Annotated in this window: 15 protein-coding genes; 6 read left to right on the forward strand and 9 right to left on the reverse strand. The window is 58.8% G+C overall.

Annotation, left to right across the window (positions count from 1 at the left end; genetic code table 11):
- Positions 1–260: 260 nt before the first annotated feature.
- From XMD517_RS15835 to XMD517_RS03245, 5 genes are read left to right on the forward strand one after another with little or no spacing between them, the layout of a single operon-like run.
- Positions 261–3,974, forward strand: a complete 3,714-nt coding sequence (locus tag XMD517_RS15835) for a DUF4132 domain-containing protein (RefSeq protein ID WP_173487157.1) — start codon at positions 261–263, stop codon at positions 3,972–3,974.
- The gene (locus XMD517_RS03230; protein ID WP_173487156.1) at positions 3,965–5,059 is read left to right on the forward strand and encodes an AAA family ATPase; all 1,095 of its coding nucleotides are present in this window, start codon (positions 3,965–3,967) and stop codon (positions 5,057–5,059) included. Before XMD517_RS15835 ends, XMD517_RS03230 begins: the two co-directional genes overlap by 10 nt.
- A 32-nt stretch (positions 5,060–5,091) precedes the next feature.
- Positions 5,092–7,497: a DUF5682 family protein gene (locus XMD517_RS03235; protein WP_173488040.1), complete on the forward strand. Its 2,406-nt coding sequence runs from the start codon at positions 5,092–5,094 to the stop codon at positions 7,495–7,497.
- Positions 7,494–8,621, forward strand: a complete 1,128-nt coding sequence (locus XMD517_RS03240) for a VWA domain-containing protein (RefSeq protein ID WP_173487154.1) — start codon at positions 7,494–7,496, stop codon at positions 8,619–8,621. Before XMD517_RS03235 ends, XMD517_RS03240 begins: the two co-directional genes overlap by 4 nt.
- Positions 8,618–10,603, forward strand: a complete 1,986-nt coding sequence (locus tag XMD517_RS03245) for a hypothetical protein (RefSeq protein WP_173487153.1) — start codon at positions 8,618–8,620, stop codon at positions 10,601–10,603. The genes XMD517_RS03240 and XMD517_RS03245 overlap by 4 nt, the downstream gene beginning before the upstream one ends.
- Positions 10,604–10,731: 128 nt before the next feature.
- On the opposite strand, the gene phoB is transcribed toward XMD517_RS03245, so the two are convergent.
- From phoB to XMD517_RS03285, 8 genes are all read right to left on the reverse strand, one after another.
- The gene (gene phoB, locus XMD517_RS03250) at positions 10,732–11,421 is read right to left on the reverse strand and encodes a phosphate regulon transcriptional regulator PhoB (RefSeq protein WP_173487152.1); all 690 of its coding nucleotides are present in this window, start codon (positions 11,419–11,421) and stop codon (positions 10,732–10,734) included.
- Positions 11,418–12,149, reverse strand: a complete 732-nt coding sequence (phoU, locus tag XMD517_RS03255; protein WP_173487151.1) for a phosphate signaling complex protein PhoU — start codon at positions 12,147–12,149, stop codon at positions 11,418–11,420. Before phoU ends, phoB begins: the two co-directional genes overlap by 4 nt.
- A gap of 17 nt (positions 12,150–12,166) precedes the next feature.
- Positions 12,167–12,964: a phosphate ABC transporter ATP-binding protein PstB gene (pstB, locus tag XMD517_RS03260; protein WP_055192175.1), complete on the reverse strand. Its 798-nt coding sequence runs from the start codon at positions 12,962–12,964 to the stop codon at positions 12,167–12,169.
- Positions 12,965–12,980: 16 nt separating this feature from the next.
- A complete protein-coding gene (pstA, locus tag XMD517_RS03265) occupies positions 12,981–14,357 on the reverse strand; it encodes a phosphate ABC transporter permease PstA (protein ID WP_173487150.1) in 1,377 nt (458 codons plus the stop codon).
- Positions 14,354–15,820: a phosphate ABC transporter permease subunit PstC gene (gene pstC, locus XMD517_RS03270; protein WP_173487149.1), complete on the reverse strand. Its 1,467-nt coding sequence runs from the start codon at positions 15,818–15,820 to the stop codon at positions 14,354–14,356. The genes pstA and pstC overlap by 4 nt, the downstream gene beginning before the upstream one ends.
- A gap of 87 nt (positions 15,821–15,907) precedes the next feature.
- Positions 15,908–16,960 (reverse strand): substrate-binding domain-containing protein, encoded by a 1,053-nt coding sequence (locus XMD517_RS03275; protein ID WP_173487148.1) that lies wholly within the window; start codon positions 16,958–16,960, stop codon positions 15,908–15,910.
- A 139-nt stretch (positions 16,961–17,099) separates the two neighbouring features.
- A complete protein-coding gene (locus XMD517_RS03280; protein WP_173488039.1) occupies positions 17,100–18,200 on the reverse strand; it encodes a diguanylate cyclase in 1,101 nt (366 codons plus the stop codon).
- 84 nt (positions 18,201–18,284) lie between these two features.
- Positions 18,285–19,313, reverse strand: coding sequence for an ATP-binding protein (locus tag XMD517_RS03285; RefSeq protein WP_254449751.1), 1,029 nt, complete (start codon positions 19,311–19,313; stop codon positions 18,285–18,287).
- A gap of 220 nt (positions 19,314–19,533) precedes the next feature.
- On the opposite strand from XMD517_RS03285, the gene XMD517_RS03290 reads away from it, so the two are divergent.
- Positions 19,534–19,881: a hypothetical protein gene (locus tag XMD517_RS03290; protein ID WP_173487146.1), complete on the forward strand. Its 348-nt coding sequence runs from the start codon at positions 19,534–19,536 to the stop codon at positions 19,879–19,881.
- A gap of 99 nt (positions 19,882–19,980) precedes the next feature.
- On the opposite strand, the gene XMD517_RS03295 is transcribed toward XMD517_RS03290, so the two are convergent.
- Complete coding sequence (locus XMD517_RS03295; RefSeq protein ID WP_173488038.1) at positions 19,981–21,084, reverse strand: DUF6456 domain-containing protein; 1,104 nt, start codon at positions 21,082–21,084, stop codon at positions 19,981–19,983.
- Between the last annotated feature and the right edge of the window lie 223 nt (positions 21,085–21,307).

Raw genomic sequence — 21,307 nt, forward strand, 5'->3', positions numbered from 1 at the left:
TTGCACCACTACGCATCTGTTTGGTTATGATCCAGTCTGGGTCAGAGCGTTGGTTTACAAATCAAGGTTTTCCTCCTCCGCAAACACACACATACAGCCGTTTTTCATGCGATCATGCAGTTGGAATGCCACGCATACGGGACCCACAGAAGTTCAGATTCCCCGGCAGCAGCCCCTTACCGGTTCCAAATTAATCTTGGGTTGTGCCCGTCCTTGCGTTAACGATTTAAGAGTTGATTAGTCGTTTGTGAGGAAAGCCAGTGCGTGGAATTATCTCCAATCTTTTTAATATCCCAAGAGTTTCCAATGCCATTTCCAAAGACCTGCAGCGATTGCATACGGTTGAGCGCGGGTTGGGGGACAAGGCGATCGCCTATGTTCTCAAGGATAAAGGTGGCAGTGTCCTGTCGACGCTCGCCAATGTAGATGCGTCCAAAATCCTTGGGCTCCATAGCAATTATTCCGACGAACCCGGCGACAAGGCCCGCAGGCTGTTCCTGGCGCGTCAGGCACAGGACGCGACGGTTCTGGCCCGCTATGGCGAAGTGCTGGCCGCTGCAAGTGGTGGCGAGAAGGACTATCTGGCCGGGTCGAAACACGCCCCCCTGCCCCTGCGCATCCTGTTCACCAAGGCCGGGATGGGACTGATAAAGTCCACCAATTCCTGGCCGCGCAAAATGATTGATGCAGGCTCTTGCGTGCTCACCCCAGAGTTTTGTGTCGAAATTTGCGAAGCCGCCGGAGGCTGCGCAGAAGATCTGTTTGATATCCTCTATAATGACGACGGGCGCTGGCGCAGCAGTGATGACATTCGCCGATTGACCGAGGTTTTCGACTTTGCCCCACTGGCGCGCAGCCATCAGCAGGATCTGCTGGCGGCGGGCCGCCGCATGGGCGCGGGTGGCAAGGTGCTGTTGATCACGCAGATGCGCAAATGGGAGATGTTCTCCGACCCGGAGGCGCGCACATTTCTGATCGACATGAGCGCCGACAGCGCAAAATCCGTGCGCCACGAAGCCGTGCAGGCCATGATGACCCTGCCCCAGGATCAGATCCTTCCCATCGCTAAAGACAAGCTTGACACCGGCGCCGCCACCATCCGCGCCGCCATGGTCGATCTTCTGGCAGGCCTGCGGTCCGACGCGGGATTTACCCTGTTGCGCGACCACCTGAAATCCGAAAAAACCGCCCGGATCAAAGCCGCGATTGAAAGTGCGCTGACGGTTGAGGAGGTCTCGCAGGCAGATGAGGAGGATGAGGCCGACCGAACCTCCTATCTGGCACTGGATGGAAGCCGGGTTGAGATCCCTCCCCTGACCCCGCTTTCCAAGGAACCGGATGTCACCTTTGGCGCCGAGGATGAAAAGAAACTTCTGGACATCATCACCAGGGAAAATATCGAAATTGACCGCCGCAACGAGGCGCGCAAGGGCAAATACAACTTTGTTGAACCACGCCTGAAACCCTCCATGGCCACACAGATTATCAAACTGTTCAACGGCACCGGCGCAGATCTGGATCGCAAGGGGCACACAAGGCTGTGGCAGTTTCTGAATTTCACCGCGCGGGACAAATGGACGCTCGACGCCCTCTCGCGCATGTCACCCGACCGTGCTTTGCGATTTTTCACCGCCACCGAACGGGATTTCTATGCGGCCTTCCACCTGAGTGAATGGGGCGCCGTTCAAAGCGGGCTGGTGCGCTATGTGAACAGCGAGGATGCGGATTATCGCAATCTCGAAACCCTGAATGTGGAAATGGGCCAAATCCAGTCCGGCCCGTGGAACAACCGCAAGACCCGCAAGGCCATGCCCGGCGATCTGATCCGGGGTGAGCTGGGGCGCGAATGGGGCAATTATGATGTGATGGACCTCAACCGCGATGCGCTCTGGCCGTTGCTGGCAGAAAGCTTCGACGTTTTTGACGAGGCATTTGGCCTGCGCGCCGCCGGTGAACCCGCGCCGCGCAAGCTGCGCGCAATCCAGTTCCTGCAGCTTTTGCCAAAGACGCCACAACGCTATTACGGCCCGCTGCTGGAGGTCGCAACCGGCACCACCAAATCCGGCCGGGCCGAGGCCCGCGCGATGCTGGAAGGGGCGCCGGGATTGGAAGAGCGCGCCATTGCGCTGCTCAACGACACAAGGCAGGACGTGCGCGCCGGGGCCGCCGAATGGCTGGCGGATCTTGGCGTCAAAGAGGCGGTGAAACCCCTGAAGGCGCGCCTGAAAAAGGAAAAATCTGATCTGGCCAAAGCGGCAATCCTCACCGCACTTTCCCGTCTGGGGGTGGAACTGTCCGATTATGTCGGCCCCAAGGCGCTGATGACCGAGGCAGAGGTGATCCTGAAAAAAGCCAAGTTCGACAAGCTCGATTGGTTGGTCAGCGACCACCTGCCCGCCTTGAAATACAAAGGTGGGCAAAAGGTGCCGGCAGAGGTGATCAAGGCCTGGATCTTCCTCGCCAACAAGCTCAAGCAACCGGGCGGCAACACGCTTTTTGACATCTATCTGGCGCAGCTTGCCCCGGACAGCGCCAAGATCCTGTCGACTTGGATTTTTGACGCCTGGATCAACTATGACACGGTGCGCCCGGGCGATGACGAAGCCAACGCCTATGCCGAACAACATGCGGATCAGAACTGGAAAACCTATCTCCGCTGGGACAAGAGCTATACCCGCGAACAGGCCTATCGCGGTCTTTATAACAGCATCAAAACCCAGTATCTGAACTCAGGCGCAGCCACCAAAGGCGTGCTGGCGCTAACCAAACATGTGGATCCGGCCCATGCGGCTGCCTCGGTGCGCAATTACCTGAAACAGCACGGGTCACGCACATCTCAGGCCTCGTCCCTGCTGGAGGTTCTGGCCGCGAAGGGCGATCCGCTCTCTCTGCAGATCGTGATTTCCGCCGCCACGCGATTGAAGCAAAAAGGTGTGCAGGCCCATGCGGGCAAGCTGATCGAAGCGGTCGCAGAAGCGCGCGACTGGTCGATGGACGAACTGGCCGACCGCACCATTCCCACCGCTGGGCTGAATGATGACGGCGTGCTGGAGCTGCCAATCGGGGAAGAGGAAAAACCTTATTCCGCCCGGTTGGATGAGGATTTCAAGCTGGTGGTGCTGAACCCGGATGGCAAGCAGATCAAAGGCCTGCCAGCCGGGGATGATGACACCACCAAGGCCAGCAAGAAACAGCTTTCGGCCTCGAAACGTGAGTTGAAACAGGTGATCACCCTGCAAGGGGAACGGCTTTACGAAGCCCTTTGCGCCGAACGTCGCTGGCCGGTGGCGGATTGGATACGCGATTTCCGTGATCATCCCCTGATGGGGCGTCTGACCGAACGGGTGATCTGGCTGGGTGAAGATGCCGACGGCAAAATCATCACCGCCTTCCGCCCCACCGCCGAAGGCGACTATGTGGATGCGGATGACAACGAGGTGACGCCCGACAGCTTCACCACCATCCGCCTCGCCCATGGCGCGCTACTGTCTGACGACGCGGCAAAGGCCTGGGCCACTCATCTGGACGATTACGAGGTCAAACCGCTCTTCGCCCAGTTTGGCCGCCCGCTTCTGGCGCTGGACGGCGAGATGGGCAATGAGACCCGGATCGAGGACCGCAAGGGCTGGATCACCGACACGTTCAGCTTCCGGGGCGCCAGCACCAAGCTGGGATATGAACGTGGCGAGGCACTGGATGGCGGCTATTTCAACGAGTATATCAAGACCTTCCGCAGCGCGGGGCTTTGTGCGGTAATCGAATTTTCCGGCAACTGCCTGCCCGAAGAAAATGTCGCCGCCGCGCAGATCCATCTGGAGTTTGCCAAGCTGCACGGTGCCGGTCGCCGCGGGCGCACAGTGCCCTTATCCGAGGTGCCACCGGTGCTATTGTCGGAATGTTGGAATGATTACCGGGACATGGTTGCCAAGGGCAGTTTTGATCCCAACTGGGAAAAGAAAATGCCATGGATGTAACCGCAGACACCGCTCAGAAACTGCCTGCCGAAACACGATACGAGGCAGAGCTTGCCCGCCTGCGCGCGGCCGACCAGGATCCAAAACCCGCAGGATGGGCGCTGTCCCCCCGCGCGGTGCGCCGGTTTATCCTGGGCGATAAGGGGCTGGACGTCAGCCGCAAGTTTTATGGTGACGACCCGTTGGTGGATCGTTGCATTGTGGCCCTGATGGGGCATCAGGGGTTGATGCTGGTGGGGGAACCGGGCACCGCCAAATCGCTCTTGTCCGAACTCCTCGCCGCCGCCATCAGCGGCAATTCACGGCTGGTGGTGCAGGGCAGCGCCGGGGTGATCGAAGATCACCTGCGCTATGGCTGGAACTATGCGCTGCTGCTGGCCGAAGGACCCAGCGACCGCGCCCTGATCCCCTCGCCCGTGATGACCGCCATGCAAGGCGGCCAGATCGCCCGGATCGAGGAACTGACCCGCTGCGCCCCCGAGGTGCAGGATGCGATGATCTCGCTCCTATCGGAAAAAACCGTGGCCATGCCCGAGTTGGGTGCAGGGCGCGAAGTACGTGCAGAACGCGGCTTCAACGTGATCGCCACCGCCAACCTGCGGGACCTCGGCGTGAACGAAATGTCCAGCGCACTCAAACGACGGTTCAATTTTGAAACCGTGGCCCCGATCGCTGATGCCGCCTTTGAGAAAGAGCTGATTGCCCGGCAGGTGAGCGAACGGATGGCGGAATATGACCTGAAGGCGGATCTGCCCGAAGATGTGCTCGACGTGGTGGTGTCGGTCTTTCGGGACCTGCGCACCGGGCGGGCTGACGACGGCGCGGTGGTGGCGCAGCCCAAATCCGTCATGTCAACGGCAGAGGCGGTGAACGTGGCACACGGCGCGTTGCTGGACGCCAGTTACCTGTCAGGCGAAGCTCCCACCGGCGCCCATGTGGCGCGACAATTGCGCGGCGTGGTGTTCAAGGATGATGCTGACGATGCCCGCAAACTGCGCGCCTATGTCGATACCATTGCCCGTGCACGAGGCCGCAAAAGCCGCGCTTGGGCGGCATTTCACAGGGCCGCCAAGGATGATGACTGACGGACGATCCACGGCGGCCGCGCGGGGTGAGCATGCGGGATGAGGCGCTGATCCATCAGGTGCATGACCGGCTGTTTCAACCGGAGACGGGGCTGTATCTGGCCCCGATCCGTCACCATTCGCCCGCCTGCGCCTGGGCCGTGCGGGCCATGATCCGCGAGCTGAAACCATCGCGTGTGTTGATCGAAGCCCCCCATGACCTGTCCCATCTGATCCCGCATCTTCTGGATCCCGACACCGTGCCCCCTGTGGCGGCGGCCAGTTTGCTGGATCAGAAAAACGGCCCCCGGCTGGCTGCCTATTACCCGTTCTGCGCCCACTCCCCCGAATGGGTGGCCCTGCGCGAAGGGGCAGCGGTTGGCGCGGATTTACAGTTCATCGACCTTGGGTCAGACGTCAAGATGGCCGGGGAGGCAGACGATCAGACCGGCCCGCGCGCGCTTGTGCGTGAACAGGGGTTTAACAGCGGTGACTACGTGCGCGCGCTTTGTGAGCGGCTTGGCTGTCGCGATGGGTATGAGCTTTGGGACCACCTGTTTGAAACCCGGCTGGGCGAAACCGACTGGCGCAAGTTCCTGGGGGATGTGGGGGCCTATTGCGCCGCCTTGCGCGCCGCCACCCCGGACGAGGAAATTGCAAGCGGTGAAGACCCGGCACGCGAGGCCCATATGGCCGCCTGCCTGCGTGACGCCCTTGCTGAAGGGGTCATGGACGGCCCGGTTGTCTGCGTGATCGGCGGGTTTCACGCTGGACCTCTTCTGTCTCCGTCCGAAACGGCGGGCAAGACCAAGGCAGGGGGCAAATCCGATGCGGCCTCTTACCTGATCCGCTATGGGTATAAGGAGCTCGACGCGCTGATGGGATATGGCGCGGGCCTGCCCCAACCCGCCTATTATCAGACGCTGTGGGATCACGCTGAGGCCTGCGGAACAACTCCCAACTGGCCTGCCCTCGCCCATGAGATCGTCGCGGATTTTGCGTCCGAGATGCGGGATGCAGGGTATGGCATCCCGGTGCCCGCCCAGGTCGAGCTTCTGCGCACGGCAGAAACGCTGGCCCGGTTACGGGGCCGCCCCGGCGCATTGCGGCACGACCTCTTTGACGGGCTGACCTCCTCACTTTTGAAAGGTGAGGCCAGCGGGGCAGATGTCTGGCGCGAACGATTTACCCTTTTCCTGCGCGGCCATGCCCTGGGTGAGGTCAGCGATGCAGCAGGCCAGCCACCGATTGTGTCAGATGCCCGCGCCCGCGCACGGCGTCACCGCTTTGACGTCACCGACGGGCAACGGCGCGAGCGTAGCCTGGATATTCGCCGCAAACCCGCCCATCTCGCCGCCTCGCGTTTTGCCCATGCGATGGCGCTGCTGGACACGGGGTTTGCCACACGGCAGGGCGGGCCGGACTTCCTGAACGCCGTGCAGACCGGGCTGTTGTTTGAACATTGGGACTATGCCTGGTCGCCCCGCGTCGAGGGGCAGTTGATCGAGGCTGCACTCCATGGTGACACATTGCCTGCCGCCTGCCTGGGCAAGCTCAATGCCCTTCGCGTTGCGTTGGCGGATGAAGGACGGGCCGATGATCTGTCGGCATTGATCACGCTGTTCAAGAAGGGACTTCTGGCAGGGTTGGGCACGGATCTGACCGGGTTTCTGGGTGAGATTTCCGGGGCGGTCACCCGATCAGCGGATTTTCCCGATGCCGCCAGTGCAATGGTGGAGTTGCACGCAATCGAAGCCTCTCGCGGGCCGCTATCACTGCCTGAGAGGCTGGCGATTGCCCCCACCATGCAACAGGCTTTCTCGCGCATGATTTATCTGTGTGACGACCTGCCGAAGATGCGAGAAGAGGCGATCCCGCCCTGTCTGGACGCGCTGCGCCTGTTGTCCGAACTGATGCGCGGTCCGGGGGGAAAACACTTTGACGCCGAACTGTTTGAAGGGGCGCTGGACCGGGTGGCAAAGGCGGACCCCGCTCCGGAGCTTTTGGGTGCCATCACCGCCATCGCGGTGGAAAGCGGGCGCAAGCCGGATCATACCCTGCCCGATCTTATCGTCGCGCAATTGACCGGCAGCGCCCTTGACCTGCCCACGCGGCTTGCCGGGTTGCGGGGCGTTCTGGCGGTGGCTCCATCCCTGCTGTGGACCATCGAAGGCATGTTGGGCGCGTTGGATGACTTTCTGACCGGTCTGGAAGATGACGGATTTCTGGAGGTGCTGCCCCATCTGAGACTGGCCCTGTCCGCCCTTTCACCACGCGAAGCGGATCAGGTGGCCGCCGCCCTGTCCCGTCGCCATGGCGGCACAGTGGGAGAGTTTACCGCACATCATCACGATGTGGACGCGCGTGAGGCCGCAAAGGGGGCACAGATTGATACCGCCCTGCGCGCGGCGCTTCGGGAAGATGGGTTGTTGGATTGGATCACCGGAGGTGCGGCATGAGCGAACGCGATCCCGATCACGCCAAACGCCGCTGGCGCCTTGCCCTTGGCCGCTATGCCGAACGGCAGTTGGGCGGGCTGTCCGGGTCTGACGGGCGCGCGGACCGGGCGCTTGATTATCTTTATGGCCGCGAATACGAGAAACGCGGCTTGCACCGCCCGTCCGGTCCGGGATCACTTGATCCGACCCAGATGAAGGCGCTGGACTGGCTGGGGGAGGCGCGCAAGCTCTTTCCGCAGTCGGTGTTTGAGGTGATGCAGGACCACGCGCTGGACCGCTACGAATTGTCCGATCTGCTGGATGACCCAAAGACGCTGGACAGTCTGGAACCCAATCAGGACCTGCTGAAAACCCTGCTCAGTTTCCATGGCCGCGCCAAGCCCGAGATGAAAGACAAGCTGCGTCAGGTGGCAGATGCGGTCATTCAAGATATCCTGCGCCGGTTGAAATCGGATGTTCAACGTGCCTTTTCCGGGCGGCGCAACCCGTTCAAACGGTCCCATGTGACCTCGGCTGCGAATTTTGACTGGCGCGGCACCCTGCGGCGCAACCTGAAGAATTACGACCCGGAAAGCGGCCGGATCATTGCCGATGATCTGCGTTTCATCGCGCGGGAGCGACGACACCTTCCCTGGTCGGTAGTGCTGTGCGTGGACCAGTCGGGGTCGATGACCGACAGCATCATCCATTCCGCGGTCATGGCCGCAATCCTGTCTGGCCTGCCCGGCGTGAACGTGTCGATGGTGCTGTTTGACACCTCGATCCTTGATGTCACCGACCGGCTGACTGATCCGCTGGAAACGCTTTTGTCGGTGCAACTGGGGGGCGGCACCGATATCGGCCGTGCTGTTGAATATTGCGAACGCTTCGTGGACACACCCGAGCGCACCGTTTTTGTTCTGATCTCGGACTTTGCCGAAGGGGCCAGCCCGCGTCGGCTCTATCGTTCCGTGGCGCGGATGAACGAGGCAAAGGTGCGGATGATTGGCCTGTCGGCGCTGGATGATCTGGGGGATCCCTATATGGACAAGCAGATTGCCGGGCGTCTTGCGGGGCTGGGGATGAAAATCGGCGCAATGACCCCGGACCGGCTGGCGGTGTGGCTGGCAGAGGTGATGCGATGAGCTTACCGGATCTGATTGCTTCCTTTGATGATGCCGCACTGGTTGCGCTGGCCAATAAGGGGCTTTTGCGTCGCGCAACCAAGGCCACAGGCGAGGCAGAGGTGCTGCACTATGATGCAGGTGGCGCGGATCTGACCATCAGTGGGCAGAGCGTGACGATCCCTGCGGCGGGGCCGCAATCCGCCACATGTGACTGCCCCGCCCCCGGTATGTGCAGCCATATCCTGACGGCCATGCTGGTGTTGCGGGATACACCTTCGGACACCCCTGCCCCCGCGCCGTCAGAAGAGGACCCACAGGAAAAGGCGCCCACACCGGAAATGCCGCTTGCCGCCACAGCTACGGCCACCGCTACGGAGGGGCTGGTGGCGCTGAAAGCGGATGTCCTGCAGAAATTTGCGGGGGCCGATCTGGACGGGGCAATGATGTTGGCCGGATCCGCCCGGATCGAAAACCGCGGGCAAAATGCGCAGGTCAGTTTCGCCACACCAGAGGCTTCGGTGACATTTGTGGCCGGGCAACCGCTCTCTGCCGCGCTTTACAAGGGGCCTGCCACCCGCAAACGTTTGGTGGTGGCCGCAGGGGCCATTGCCATTCGCGATAGGGCCGGGGTGGCAAGAGGGGGGATCGATACCCCGTCCTCCAAACCGGATTTGACCGGACCTGATCAACCTATGCTGACCGAGATCGCCACGGCACTTGAGGCCGCGATTTCGCAGGTCTTTCATGGGTCTGCCCAACTGGCGCAGGAACGGTTTCTTGATTTGGCAATATCCGCCAAGGTGCAGGCCGCCCCGCGCCTGACCGGACAGCTTTTGACCCTGTCGACCCTGTCGGGCTGGGCAGAGGTTGGTGATATCCGCTTTGAAGGCGGGCGGTATCTGGCGGCATTGGCGCAGGCCTACGCTCTGGTCAAGGCACTGGCACAGACGCCTGACGATCCCGCCCTTCTGGGTGTGGTGCGCCGAAGCTATGCCCCTGCCCCACCGATGGATCTTTGGGCTTTGGGGGCGAAAGGGTGGACAAGCCCCAATGGCGCACGTGGCCTGACCCTGTATCTTCTGGACCCCAGGACAAGTGAATTCCACCCCGCCACCATGGCGCGTGGTGCCGGAATGGATGCCGGTTTCACACCAGCCCGCGCCTATGCCAACCCGTTCTGGGGGGTGCCCTCTGTGCCGGGCCTGACCGGGAATGTGGTCACGCTGGAACACCCGCATTTGTCCCCGGACGGGCGGCTTTCAACGGCGGATAAGATAACAGCGCAGGTCAATGGTCCCCTGTCCCCTGCCCGCCTACAAGATCATGAAGCCTGCATAAGGAACTGGGGCGCATTGCGCGCCACCCTGCGCAACCGGATTGGACAGGGGCTACGACGGGGCGCCTCCCCCCTGCCCGCACTGATCGCCCCGTCACGCATCGATGAGCCGTATTTTGACGATATCAGCCAGCGCTATCGCTGGCGGGCGCAGGATCTGTTCGGCGCGGTGGTCGAGCTTTCGGCCCGCCCGCAAGACATGGATCACCTGACCCATCTGCATCTGCAGTTTCCCGGTGCGGCGGCACTGTTGATTGTGACCACTCTTATCGGGGACGAGCTGCTGCATGAACCGGTGGCGCTGCTGCGACCGGATGGATTGGGGCTGACCACCACCAATCTCGATTTTCAACCGGCTCCTGAGGGCGGGATCCTGACACGCGCCAAAGGTGGCCTGCTGCGCGGGTTGAAACATTTGCGGGGAGCCGAGCTTGCAACCCATGACAGCGGGTTTGCGGCCCAGGTGCTCAGCCATCTGGCCGAACAATGCAGGCATCTGCAGCCCGATCATCTGGCCGATCTGGCCCGCGGGGCTGAGGCGCGTCAGTTTCTGCTATTGGCGGATGCGCTTGATCGGTTGCGTCAGGATCAGCCCCCCGCCCAGATCCTCGCCACCGCCTATCTGTGCCATGAGATGATTGTGATGACCGCGTTGGGGCAATGAGCAATCCTGCACGGAACCAGGCCCGTTGGAATTGTGAAAGGTCACGACACCGAAAATCCGCGCCAATCTGACGTATAAAAGCAAAAGGGGCAGGATCCCTCCTGCCCCGATGAAATCAGTTCTACCCCTCAACCAAGGGAATACCCGGTTCCACGAACCGTGCGGAGGGGATCTTCGCCCCCATGTTTGCACAGCGCCTTGCGCAACCGTCCCACATGCACATCCACCGTGCGGGTGTCGACATAGACATCCCGGCCCCAGACCCGGTCGAGCAACTGCTCGCGGCTCCAGACCCGCCCCGGTTTTTCAATCAGGGTTGATAACAGGCGAAATTCGGTGGGACCAAGTTTGATCGGTTCGCCATCACGGGTCACGCGATGACTGTCCCCATCCAGAACAATCCCTTCAAACTCAAGCTGTTGACCAATGGCTGCCGGGCGGGTGCGGCGCAGCTGGGTGCGAATGCGCGCCATCAATTCAGACACCGAAAAAGGTTTGACCATATAGTCGTCAGCCCCGGTTTCCAGCCCGCGCACCCGGTCCATCTCCTCGGATCGCGCCGACAGCATGATCACCGGGATCGTGCGTGTTTCCTTCCGGGCTTTGATCTGACGACAGATCTCGATCCCTGATACTCCGGGCAACATCCAGTCCAGCAAGATCAGGTCGGGCATGACCTCATCCACCATGACCAGCGCGTCATCCCCATTGCTCGCCATCATCACCTCATATCCCTCTGAGGTCAGATTGTAGCGCAGGATTTCGCGTTGGGCGGGTTCGTCTTCGACCAAAAGGATACAGGGTTTGGACGTGCTCATGTTTCGCGCTCCACCCCCATTTGTGCGTCCAGATTATAGTTGACCGAATTTCCCTTTGGTCGGGCTTCTTCCGGCATTTCACCCGTCACAAGATAGATCACCTGATCAGCGATCGAGGTCACGTGATCCCCCATCCGTTCGATATTCTTGGCGATGAAATGCAGATGCATACAGGAGGAAATATTGCGTGGGTCCTCCATCATGAAGGTCAGGAATTCACGAAACAGAGCGTTATACATCTGGTCCACTTCGATATCCCGGTGGCGCACATCCTGTGCCAGATCCACATCACGACGGATATAGGCATCAAGAACATCCGACAGCATCAGCCGCACTTCCTTGGCCATCCGCTTGATCGCCCCGGATGCCCCGTCAATCGGTTGCATATGCACCAGAACCGTGGTGCGTTTGGCCATGTTCTTGGCATAATCGCCAACCCGCTCAAGGTTCGCGGCCACCCGCATCACGGTGAGAACGGTCCGCAGATCCGAGGCAATCGGCTGACGCAGGGCCAGAAGGCGTGCGCATTCTTCCTGAATCTTGGTGTCGAGCGCATCAATCTGCTTGTCTGCCTTGCGAACCTTTTCCGCCAGTTCCTCATCACGCATTTTCAGCGATCTGGCCCCTTCGCGGATGCTGTCTTCGACCAGCCCGCCCATTTTCATCACATGCGCCTGAATTTCTTCAAGGTCACGGTCAAACGCGGAAGCGATATGTTGATCAATCATTGTCTGGTCCCCTGCCCTTATCCGATCCGGCCCGTGATATACGCTTCTGTGCGGCTGTCTTCGGGATTGGTAAAAATCTTGGTCGTGTCATCATATTCCACCAGGTTGCCCAGATGGAAGAAAGCGGTTTTCTGGCTGACCCGCGCGGCTTGTTGCATCGAGTGGGTAACGATCACCACCGCAAATTTCTCGCGCAACTCATCAATCAGCTCTTCCACCTGAGCGGTGGCAATCGGATCCAGCGCCGAACAGGGCTCGTCCATCAGCAAAACCTCGGGCTCCGTGGCCACGGCGCGGGCAATGCACAGACGCTGTTGCTGCCCCCCCGACAGGCCGGTGCCGGGCGCATGAAGCCGATCCTTCACCTCGTCCCAGATTGCCCCACGCCGCAGGGATTTCTCAACAATTTCATCCAGTTCCGCTTTGTTCCTGGCAAGGCCATGAATGCGCGGCCCATAGGCGATATTGTCATAGATCGACTTGGGGAACGGGTTGGGTTTCTGAAACACCATGCCAACCTTGGCGCGCAGCTGCACCGGATCGACGCGTTTGTCGTAAATATCCTCACCATCAAGCAGGATGTCACCGGACACGCGACAGATGTCGATCGTGTCATTCATCCGGTTCAGACAACGCAGGAAGGTCGATTTCCCGCAGCCTGACGGCCCGATAAAGGCGGTCACGGTCTTGTCCTCGATCTCGACATTCACGTCCTTGATCGCATGGGTGTCACCATAATGGACCTGCACGTCGCGGGCCGAGATCTTGGTGGTTTTCATATCCACGGTGCTTTCGATTTTCGTCATATCGTTCATGTGTTTATCCCCTCTCTTACCAGCGGCGCTCGAACCGGCGGCGCAGAAGGATTGCGATGATATTCATGCTCATCAGGAACGCGAGCAAGATGATGATCCCGCCCCAGGCGCGTTCGTAATAGGCCGGGTCCGCCCGTTTTGCCCATTCATAGATCTGCGCTGGCATGGCCGAGTTGGGGCTGAGGAACCCCTCAATGATCCCATCCGGGCGGTTTGAGGCAATATAGCCAACCATGCCGATCAGAAGCAGCGGGGCCGTTTCACCAAGCGCCTGCGCCAGACCAATGATCGTGCCGGTCAGGATGCCGGGCATGGCCAGTGGCAGAACATGGTGAAACACGGTCTGCATCTTGGACGCCCCGATGCCCAAGGCGGCCTCGCGGATCGAGGGCGGCACCGCTTTCAACGATGCGCGGGTCGAGATGATGATTGTTGGCAGGGTCATCAGCGTAAGCACCAATCCTCCAACCAGCGGCGCAGATTGCGGCAGATGGGCAAATTGAATGAACACCGCCAGACCAAGGATACCAAACACAATCGACGGAACAGCGGCGAGGTTTGAGATATTTACCTCGATCAGGTCGGTAAACCAGTTTTGCCGTGCGAATTCCTCAAGGTAAATCGACGCGGCAACACCAATCGGCAACGCCGCGGCCAACACGACAAGCATCATGTAGAAACTGCCCAACATCGACACCCCGATCCCGGCCTGTTCAGGACGGCTTTCAGAGGCGTCCGCCCCGGTTATGAAACCAAGATTGAAGCTTTTGCGCAGCGCCCCAGCATCGCGCAGCCCATCCACCAGATCCAGGTGATCCGGGGTCAGGTTCTTGTCGCGCGCAAGGCTGTCCCGGCTCACACGGTCTTTCAGGTATCCATCCACCCGCGACGAGGCCAGCAGCTTGAATTCCACAGTGTCACCAATGCGGTCCGGGTTGGCGATGACAAAATCACGGATCTGTGCCGCAGCGCCAGAGGACAGGAGCTTGCGAAGTTCCTTGCCCTTTTTGAACGGGCTTTCGATCCCGGCCGCATCCAGTGCGCGTTTGATCGCTGCGTCAATCAGCGGATTGTAGCCAAAGGTCGTGACCTTCTTGATCTTTTCGATGTCCCTTTGACCGGACTTGTCCAGCTTGGCTTCCAGCAGCTCGACCTGCAAGGTGATGGTGGTCTGCTGGAACGCGCCGACCCCTTTGAAAAAAATCGACGAGATCAGGACAATCAGAAAGACAAGGCCGATTGCAATGGCACTGATACCATAGGCTCGGAAACGGCGCTCTGATGCATTGCGTTTGCGGGTGCGCTCATCTTGTTCAAGAAGCGAAGATGATCCCTGCCTGGCCTGCTCCGGCAGGTCCTTTCCAGACAGGCCAGTTGCGGTAAAGTCGGTCATTCATATTGCTCCCGATATTTGCGCACGATCATCAGTGCCACCACATTCAGCCCGAGTGTGAGAATGAATAGGGTCATGCCCAGGGCAAAGGCCACCAGCGCCTCGGGCGAGGCGAAATCCGCATCCCCCGTCAATTGCGAAACGATTTTGGCGGTCACCGTGGTCATTGCTTCAAATGGGTTCATCGACAGGCGGGCGGCCGCCCCTGCCCCCATCACCACAATCATGGTTTCGCCAATCGCCCGGCTTGCGGCAAGAAGGATGGCGCCGACAATGCCCGGAAGGGCCGCGGGCAGAACCACCTGGCGCACGGTCTCCGACTGGGTTGCACCCAACCCGTAAGACCCGTCGCGCATGGCCTGTGGCACAGCATTGATGATGTCATCGGACAGGGATGACACGAAGGGGATCAGCATGATGCCCATCACAAGCCCCGCCGTCATTACCGAGCGCGCACCCTGCATCCAGCTCAGCCCATCCCGGCCAAACACTTCAACCAGAAGGGGCCCCACCACGGTCAGGGCAAACAGACCGTAAACAATGGTTGGAATGCCTGCCAGAACCTCAAGCAATGGTTTGGCGACCGCACGGGTTTTGGCATTTGCATATTCCGACAGGTAAATTGCGGCGAACAATCCGATCGGAACTGCCACCGCAAGTGCCACGATCGAGATGTAAATGGTGCCCCAAAGAAGCGGCAGGATGCCCAGATGTTCAGAACCGCCGCGCCCTTCGGGGGACCAGGTCAGGCCAAACAGGAAATCCGAAACCGGAAACATGCCAAAAAAGCTGACCGTGTTGAAAATCAGCGACAAGACAATGCCCAGCGTGGTCAGGATGGCAATCGACGCCGCGCCAACCAGAACGGCAAGAATACCGCGTTCAACCAGGTTGCGGGCGCGCAGATCCCCATGGGTTTTGAGCAAGGCTGCCAGAAACCCGGCCAGAGCAATCACGAGGACACCCCCCGTCATCACCCAATTTCCTGTCTGTGTTTTCTCACGGTAGGCACGGGCAGCGATGAGAACCTCTTCGCTGACATCCGATCCAAGGGCGACACCGACCTCAGCCAGCAAAGCGCGGATGTCAGTTGTTGTCGTCGACAGGGTTTGCACCCCGTCCCGCGCCAGCACGCCCTGATCCAGTGCGGCCTCCAATCCTTCAGAGACGCGTCTCACATCACTCATGATCAGGTTGAGAGCCCCCGCATCGTCATACGCGCTTTCGGGGATCATCGAGGACACAGCCCCGTTTATGATCAGCGGTTGCGCGACGACCCACAAGGCCAGAACCAAAACCGCTGGCACAAAGGCCAGCATGGCGACATTGAAACCATAGTAGTTGGGCAGGGAATGCAGGCGCCGACGATCCCCCTGAACCGATTTGAGCGCCCTGCCCCGGCCAATGGCAAATCCGATGGCAGCCAGAGCCAGTATGATCAGGAGAAGGGTGAAAGCAGACATTGGACCTGTCTCATAAGGAAAAAGCGGATCTTACCCCGATCCGGTGGGGGATGGTGACGCAGGGAAGCCCCGCGCCACCAGAGAGATTTAGTGGGTCAGAGCAGTTTCTGAGGCGACAGCTTCCTGGGTTGCAGCCAGTTCTGGATCTGCCACCAGACCGTATTCCGACAGCGGACCATCCGGGCCGGCAATCTCGTCCGAGACGAAGAATTCAGCATATTCCTTCAGGCCCGGGATCACGCCGATATGGGCTTTCTTGCTGTAGAAATAAAGCGGACGCGACACCGGGTATTCGCCGGTTGCAATTGTGTCGGTCGACGGGGTCACACCGGACATGGTTGCCACTTGCAGCGTGTCGGTGTTGTTTTCGTAAAACGCCAGGCCGAAAATGCCGATGCCGTCCTTGTTGGCGTCGATCGAGGCGAGGGTCTCGGTGTAGTCGCCGTCGATATCCACCGATTTGCCGTCGGTGCGCACCTTGTAGCACATCTTGGCGGCGGCTTTTTTCTTGGCTTTCTCGCTGTCGCCTTCAGCAGCGGCCAGGAACACGTCATAGGCACCGGTGGCCTTGCACCCGGCTTCCATCACCTTCACTTCGAACACTTCGCGGGTGCCGTGTTTGGTGCCGGGAATGAAGGCGGCAATGTCCACGGCGGGAAGGTTTGCGTTGAACTCGTTCCAGGTGACAAAGCTGTTATCAACCAGCTTGCCATCCACCATCACCTGTGCACCAAGCGCATTGTAGATGTCAGCCGGTTCAAAGGCCGAGAAGTCCGGGCCGGTCAGTTGCGAGGCAAACACGATGCCATCATAACCGATACGCACTTCGATGATGTCTTTCACACCAGCTTCGGCGCATTTGGCGATCTCTTTATCCTTGATCTTGCGCGAGGCATTGGCCACGTCGATGGTGTTTTCACCAACACCTTCGCAGAAGCGTTTCAGGCCAGCCGACGACCCACCTGATTCAACAACCGGGGTCGGGAAATCGAAGTTTTCACCAAACGCCTCGGCCACAATCGACGCATAGGGCAGAACAGTGGACGACCCGGCAACCTGCACCTGATCACGAGCGGTAGCAACGGTTGCGGTTGCGGCCGTAATGGCCAATGCGGAAGCGGTCAGTTTCACGAAAGACATTGTCTTCTCCTGTTTTCATCACGTCACCAGCCTTGGTGACCTGGCGCCGTGCTAATGCGCTTGGACAAAGCTTTTGTGACGCTTGTGTAACAGGAGTATGACAGGTGACATTTTTATGAACTTCAGCCCACGGATCCGTTCAGAAAAGGGCTTCTTGAACCCTTGCAGGCACGGAAACCGTGTGTTCGGGGGGCGAGGCAAGCGTATCTGCCACGGACATTTGCCGCCGCCCCAGGTCTTTCGAAGCATAAAGCGCGGTATCCGCCCGCCGATACACAGCTTCCAGATCGCAAGGCCAGTTGAAATGCGTCAGACCACTTGAAACCGAAAAGCTGGTTTCCTGGTTCAAAACGTCTGTAATTTTCTGGCCCAACTGGGTCAGGTGGCGATCCTGTTCCCGCAGGCTCATATGCTCCCTGCTGCGCGCCGGAAGCTGTAGCAACAGAACAAATTCATCGCCGCCAAGACGAAAGCAAATCGCCTCGCTTGCCCAGCTGGAATGCACGATCTCAACGAGACGGCAAAGGGCTTTATCCCCGGCCACATGCCCTTTCGCATCGTTGAGCTGCTTGAAATTATCCATATCAATCACCAGCATCGCAACCCGTCCGGTTTTGATATGAACATCAAGATACTGATCCAGATAGCGCCGATTGTAACACCCTGTCAGCGGGTCCGTGATGCTTTGCTGCCAGGCCCGAAACCGCAATCCGTTCATCACCTGAACGAGAATGAGCAAAAACCCCCATGTTCCGGCAAAAGCGGGTGCAAACCGCAAAGCAAAGCTCAGATCCCCCTCGATATAGATGATGGCGGTTCCGCAGGTCAGCATGATGGCTGCATAAAGGTTCACAACCCCCGTTCTTGCGATCAGGAAGGAGCCGACAAGGGTGGGAAAGGTCCAGATTAAGGTCGAACTTGTCATCAGGTTGGCCACGCTCAACTGAGCCACGGCAATAACCAGAAGAATCACATGAGGGGCAAGGGGCAAGCTTCTGGATTTCAAAAAAGCGATCTGATCCACGATGATCAAACCAACTGGAACAGCTGAAATGAAAGCCGGCAGATATGCCCCGATCATCAGATACCGCAGGCAAACCGCCAGCATCATCACCTCGGCCACCAACGCAACCCATTGGGCAAGTTGTTTTGTATCGTGCAGATCCGGCATGCCCCGTTGAGCAAGAGGACCTTTGATCGGTGACGGAAGAGATACGGCGTCAGACTGGTGCATATCCATGTGTTTTTGCCACCGCAAAATTACTGGTTAATTTAAATTTTGCAGGATCTAACAATTTATTGGTGTGCTTTGTCCATATAAAACTCAACCTATGCGCGGCAATGTCACGATAAAGCGGCTGCCTTTTCCCACGTCGCTTTCAATCCTGAGCCGACCACGATGCCTGTTCAGGATATGCTTGACGATCGCCAGACCAAGACCGGTGCCGCCCATTTCACGGGATCTGTGCCCATCTACCCGGTAAAAACGCTCGGTCAATCGCCCGATATGATGGGCGGCGATGCCTTCCCCCTGGTCAGCAACCGTGACGGAAAGAACCGGACCTTTCATGCCCGGCTGGTCCCTACGGGTTTCCAGGAAGATCTCCACAATCCCGCCTTTGCGCCCGTATTTCACCGCGTTTTCGATGAGATTGGTAAAAACCTGAAGCAGCTGATCGCGGTCCCCGGGAACCTTATCGTCAATATCCTGTGGAAGTAACAGGTTCAACGTCACGTCCTGTTCGTCAATCTGCGGCCTCAACATGCTGACAGCCGCCGCAAGGATTTCACGGATGGACTGCGGATCGGTCGGGCGCACCCGCTCCATATCTTCCACCCGGCTGAGAGACAGCAAATCACCAACCAGCCGGTTCATCCGGCCAGCTTCCTGTTCCATAATGTCCAGAAAACGAAGACGGGCCTCGGCATCTTCTCGTGCCGGTCCCCGCAGGGTTTCAATGAAACCGGACAGGGCCGTCAGGGGCGTGCGCAGTTCGTGGCTGACATTTGCCACGAAATCAGCCCGCATCTGCCCGGCCTCTTCCTTATGGGTGATATCCAGAAAACTGAGCACAACACTTCCCTGAAGACCGGGCGTCACGTGGGTTTCATATATCACGTCGCGCGTGGCTTCATTTGTCAGATAGCGAACCGGCGAGGCCAGCTCTCCTGTCAGTGCATTTTCAATCCGTGCCAATAAAACCGGCTGGCGCAGCACCGCAGCATATAATCTGCCAAGCGCCCGTGCACCGAACAGGTCCTGCCCTGCGCCGTTCAATTCGCAAATCTGCCCATCCGCTGCAATTTCCATGATCGGAATGGGGATGGCGTCATATTTTCCCGCACTGGCCAAATCCACACTCCTCAGTTTGGTGTTGCCATGTTTCGCCAAGTTTTGCGCCCGAATTTGACGACCTGTAAAGAGGGGGAATTGGCACCCGGTCAAATTTCACCTGAAAGGAGAATTGAAACCTCCACAACACCCTCTATAAATAGCGACATGTCTCCGGCAAGGCAGCATATGACCCCAGACCGCGAAACCACTGCGGCATAACAACAAAACTGGACCAGAGATGATTGCACAGATCGACACGTCACATATTCTTGCAGTCGGAGATCTTGTAGCGGGGGATGTTGAAACCCTGCCCCTTCCGGATCGGGACCGTGTCAGCTTTGTCGAGTTTTCCGATGTGACCGAAGAGCTGATCCATCATCTCGATCCGGGATTGGTGATCTCATTTCTGATGAGCCGAAGCTTTGATTGCCTGGACCTTGCCCTGCAACTGCAGGCCATCGGTTTTCAGGGAAAATACCGGGTTATGGCGCCCGAAATCACCAATCCCAAAGTCATCAAGTCAGAGATATCAACGCAGGCGCCGGGGGTGGATTTTGATATTGTGACAGGTCTTGATACGCTGTAAATTCGCAATCCGGGCCAAGCAACTCACGAGTTTTTAGTTGCCAGCTCCACCCGCCAGCCTCGCCCAATTTTTGACCAGATTTGAGCCCTGTTTGTTCCTTTAATAAATCAAATCGTGGTCTTCTCCGCCCACCTGGTCAAAATGCCGCTTCAGATATTTCAGGGCCACTCTCAGCATGAATTTTCCGGATCTAGCAGGCATGTTCAGCTCTGCCTCCATCCGCTCCATACCCTTTTCATGGCAGCAAACACCCAACACCATTTCCCCAAGTTCCGGCCCAAGTGCATCCATTGCGGCGACAAACCGGTTGCGGGCATCCAGCATCCTGTCCGCGCGTGACCCCTTACCTGTTGGCACCTGGCGCAATCCGGCCATGACACCACTCCAACCGGATTGGGGGGACGCCTCCAGCTGAGCTAGTGCAAAATCCCGTTGAATGCGGTCTCCGGTCTGGACCAGATCTTCGGACAGGTAAGGTTGTCCATTCGAGCGGCTGCGTGCCAGAACACGCAACGGCGTATCTGCACCAACAGTGCGGCGTTTGCGCGTTGCGGCCGAGGCATTTTTTCCTGCGCGGTCCGGGCGTAAAAATGCACCGCTTTCGGAGGTGCACCCCGACGCCTTTCCTTCCGCCTGCGCCATCATCTTGTTCAACGCAGAGCGTCCGGCAGGGGTAATCCGATAGCGCGACACAGCCCCTGATGAAGTGCCGCTGATCCAATCCCGCAGTGCAAGAATTTCTGCGACCTCACGCGGCGCTTTGCACAGTTGAACCGGGTTCTCACCTTCGCGCAAATCCAGAACGACAGCCGTGTCCACGCCTTTTGTGATCGCAAGAAGCGTGCCTTCCTTCATAAGACCACGCAACACCCGGAGCGCATGTTTGCCAATCACGCCATTGCTCCCTTCGAGATCCGAGACAGGCACATCGCTTTCCTCAAGATCTCCGACCGGGGCAACCTGGTCACACCAGTTCAGGGCCATCTGGGTCAGAAAATTGTCAATCAAGGGATCGTCGCGGCGCGTTTCGGTTTTCTGAACCTGACGCAGCACGGTCGACGCATGCACACCTTTCTGGCGCGCCAGAGCGCGGATGGTTTCCCCCCGCTCCGTATGCTCAAGATACAGTTTCACCGCAGTTGGCAGCCAGGGAATCATGTCCCCGATCGCGATATCCAAATGTTTCGAGCTCGAAAACTCCATATGTCCCCCTTTGAAGTGGTTCGGAAACCGGTGATCCACTCCGGTTGACGCTCTACTAGCGGTTGCAGAACAGGTATATTTGCTAGCACGCGTTTGGTTACTGATTTCTTAATTGTTCAGGGCTGGGACCAGTTTTGTTGCGAAAAGTGAAACAATTATTAAAACCTGCGTTCGCTGGAATCGCGCAACGCAACACCTCTTAGGGTTGAGTATTGTTGTCATC

The sequence above is a fragment of the Aliiroseovarius sp. xm-d-517 genome, assembly GCF_013283135.1.
GTDB classification, from domain to species: domain Bacteria; phylum Pseudomonadota; class Alphaproteobacteria; order Rhodobacterales; family Rhodobacteraceae; genus Aliiroseovarius; species Aliiroseovarius crassostreae.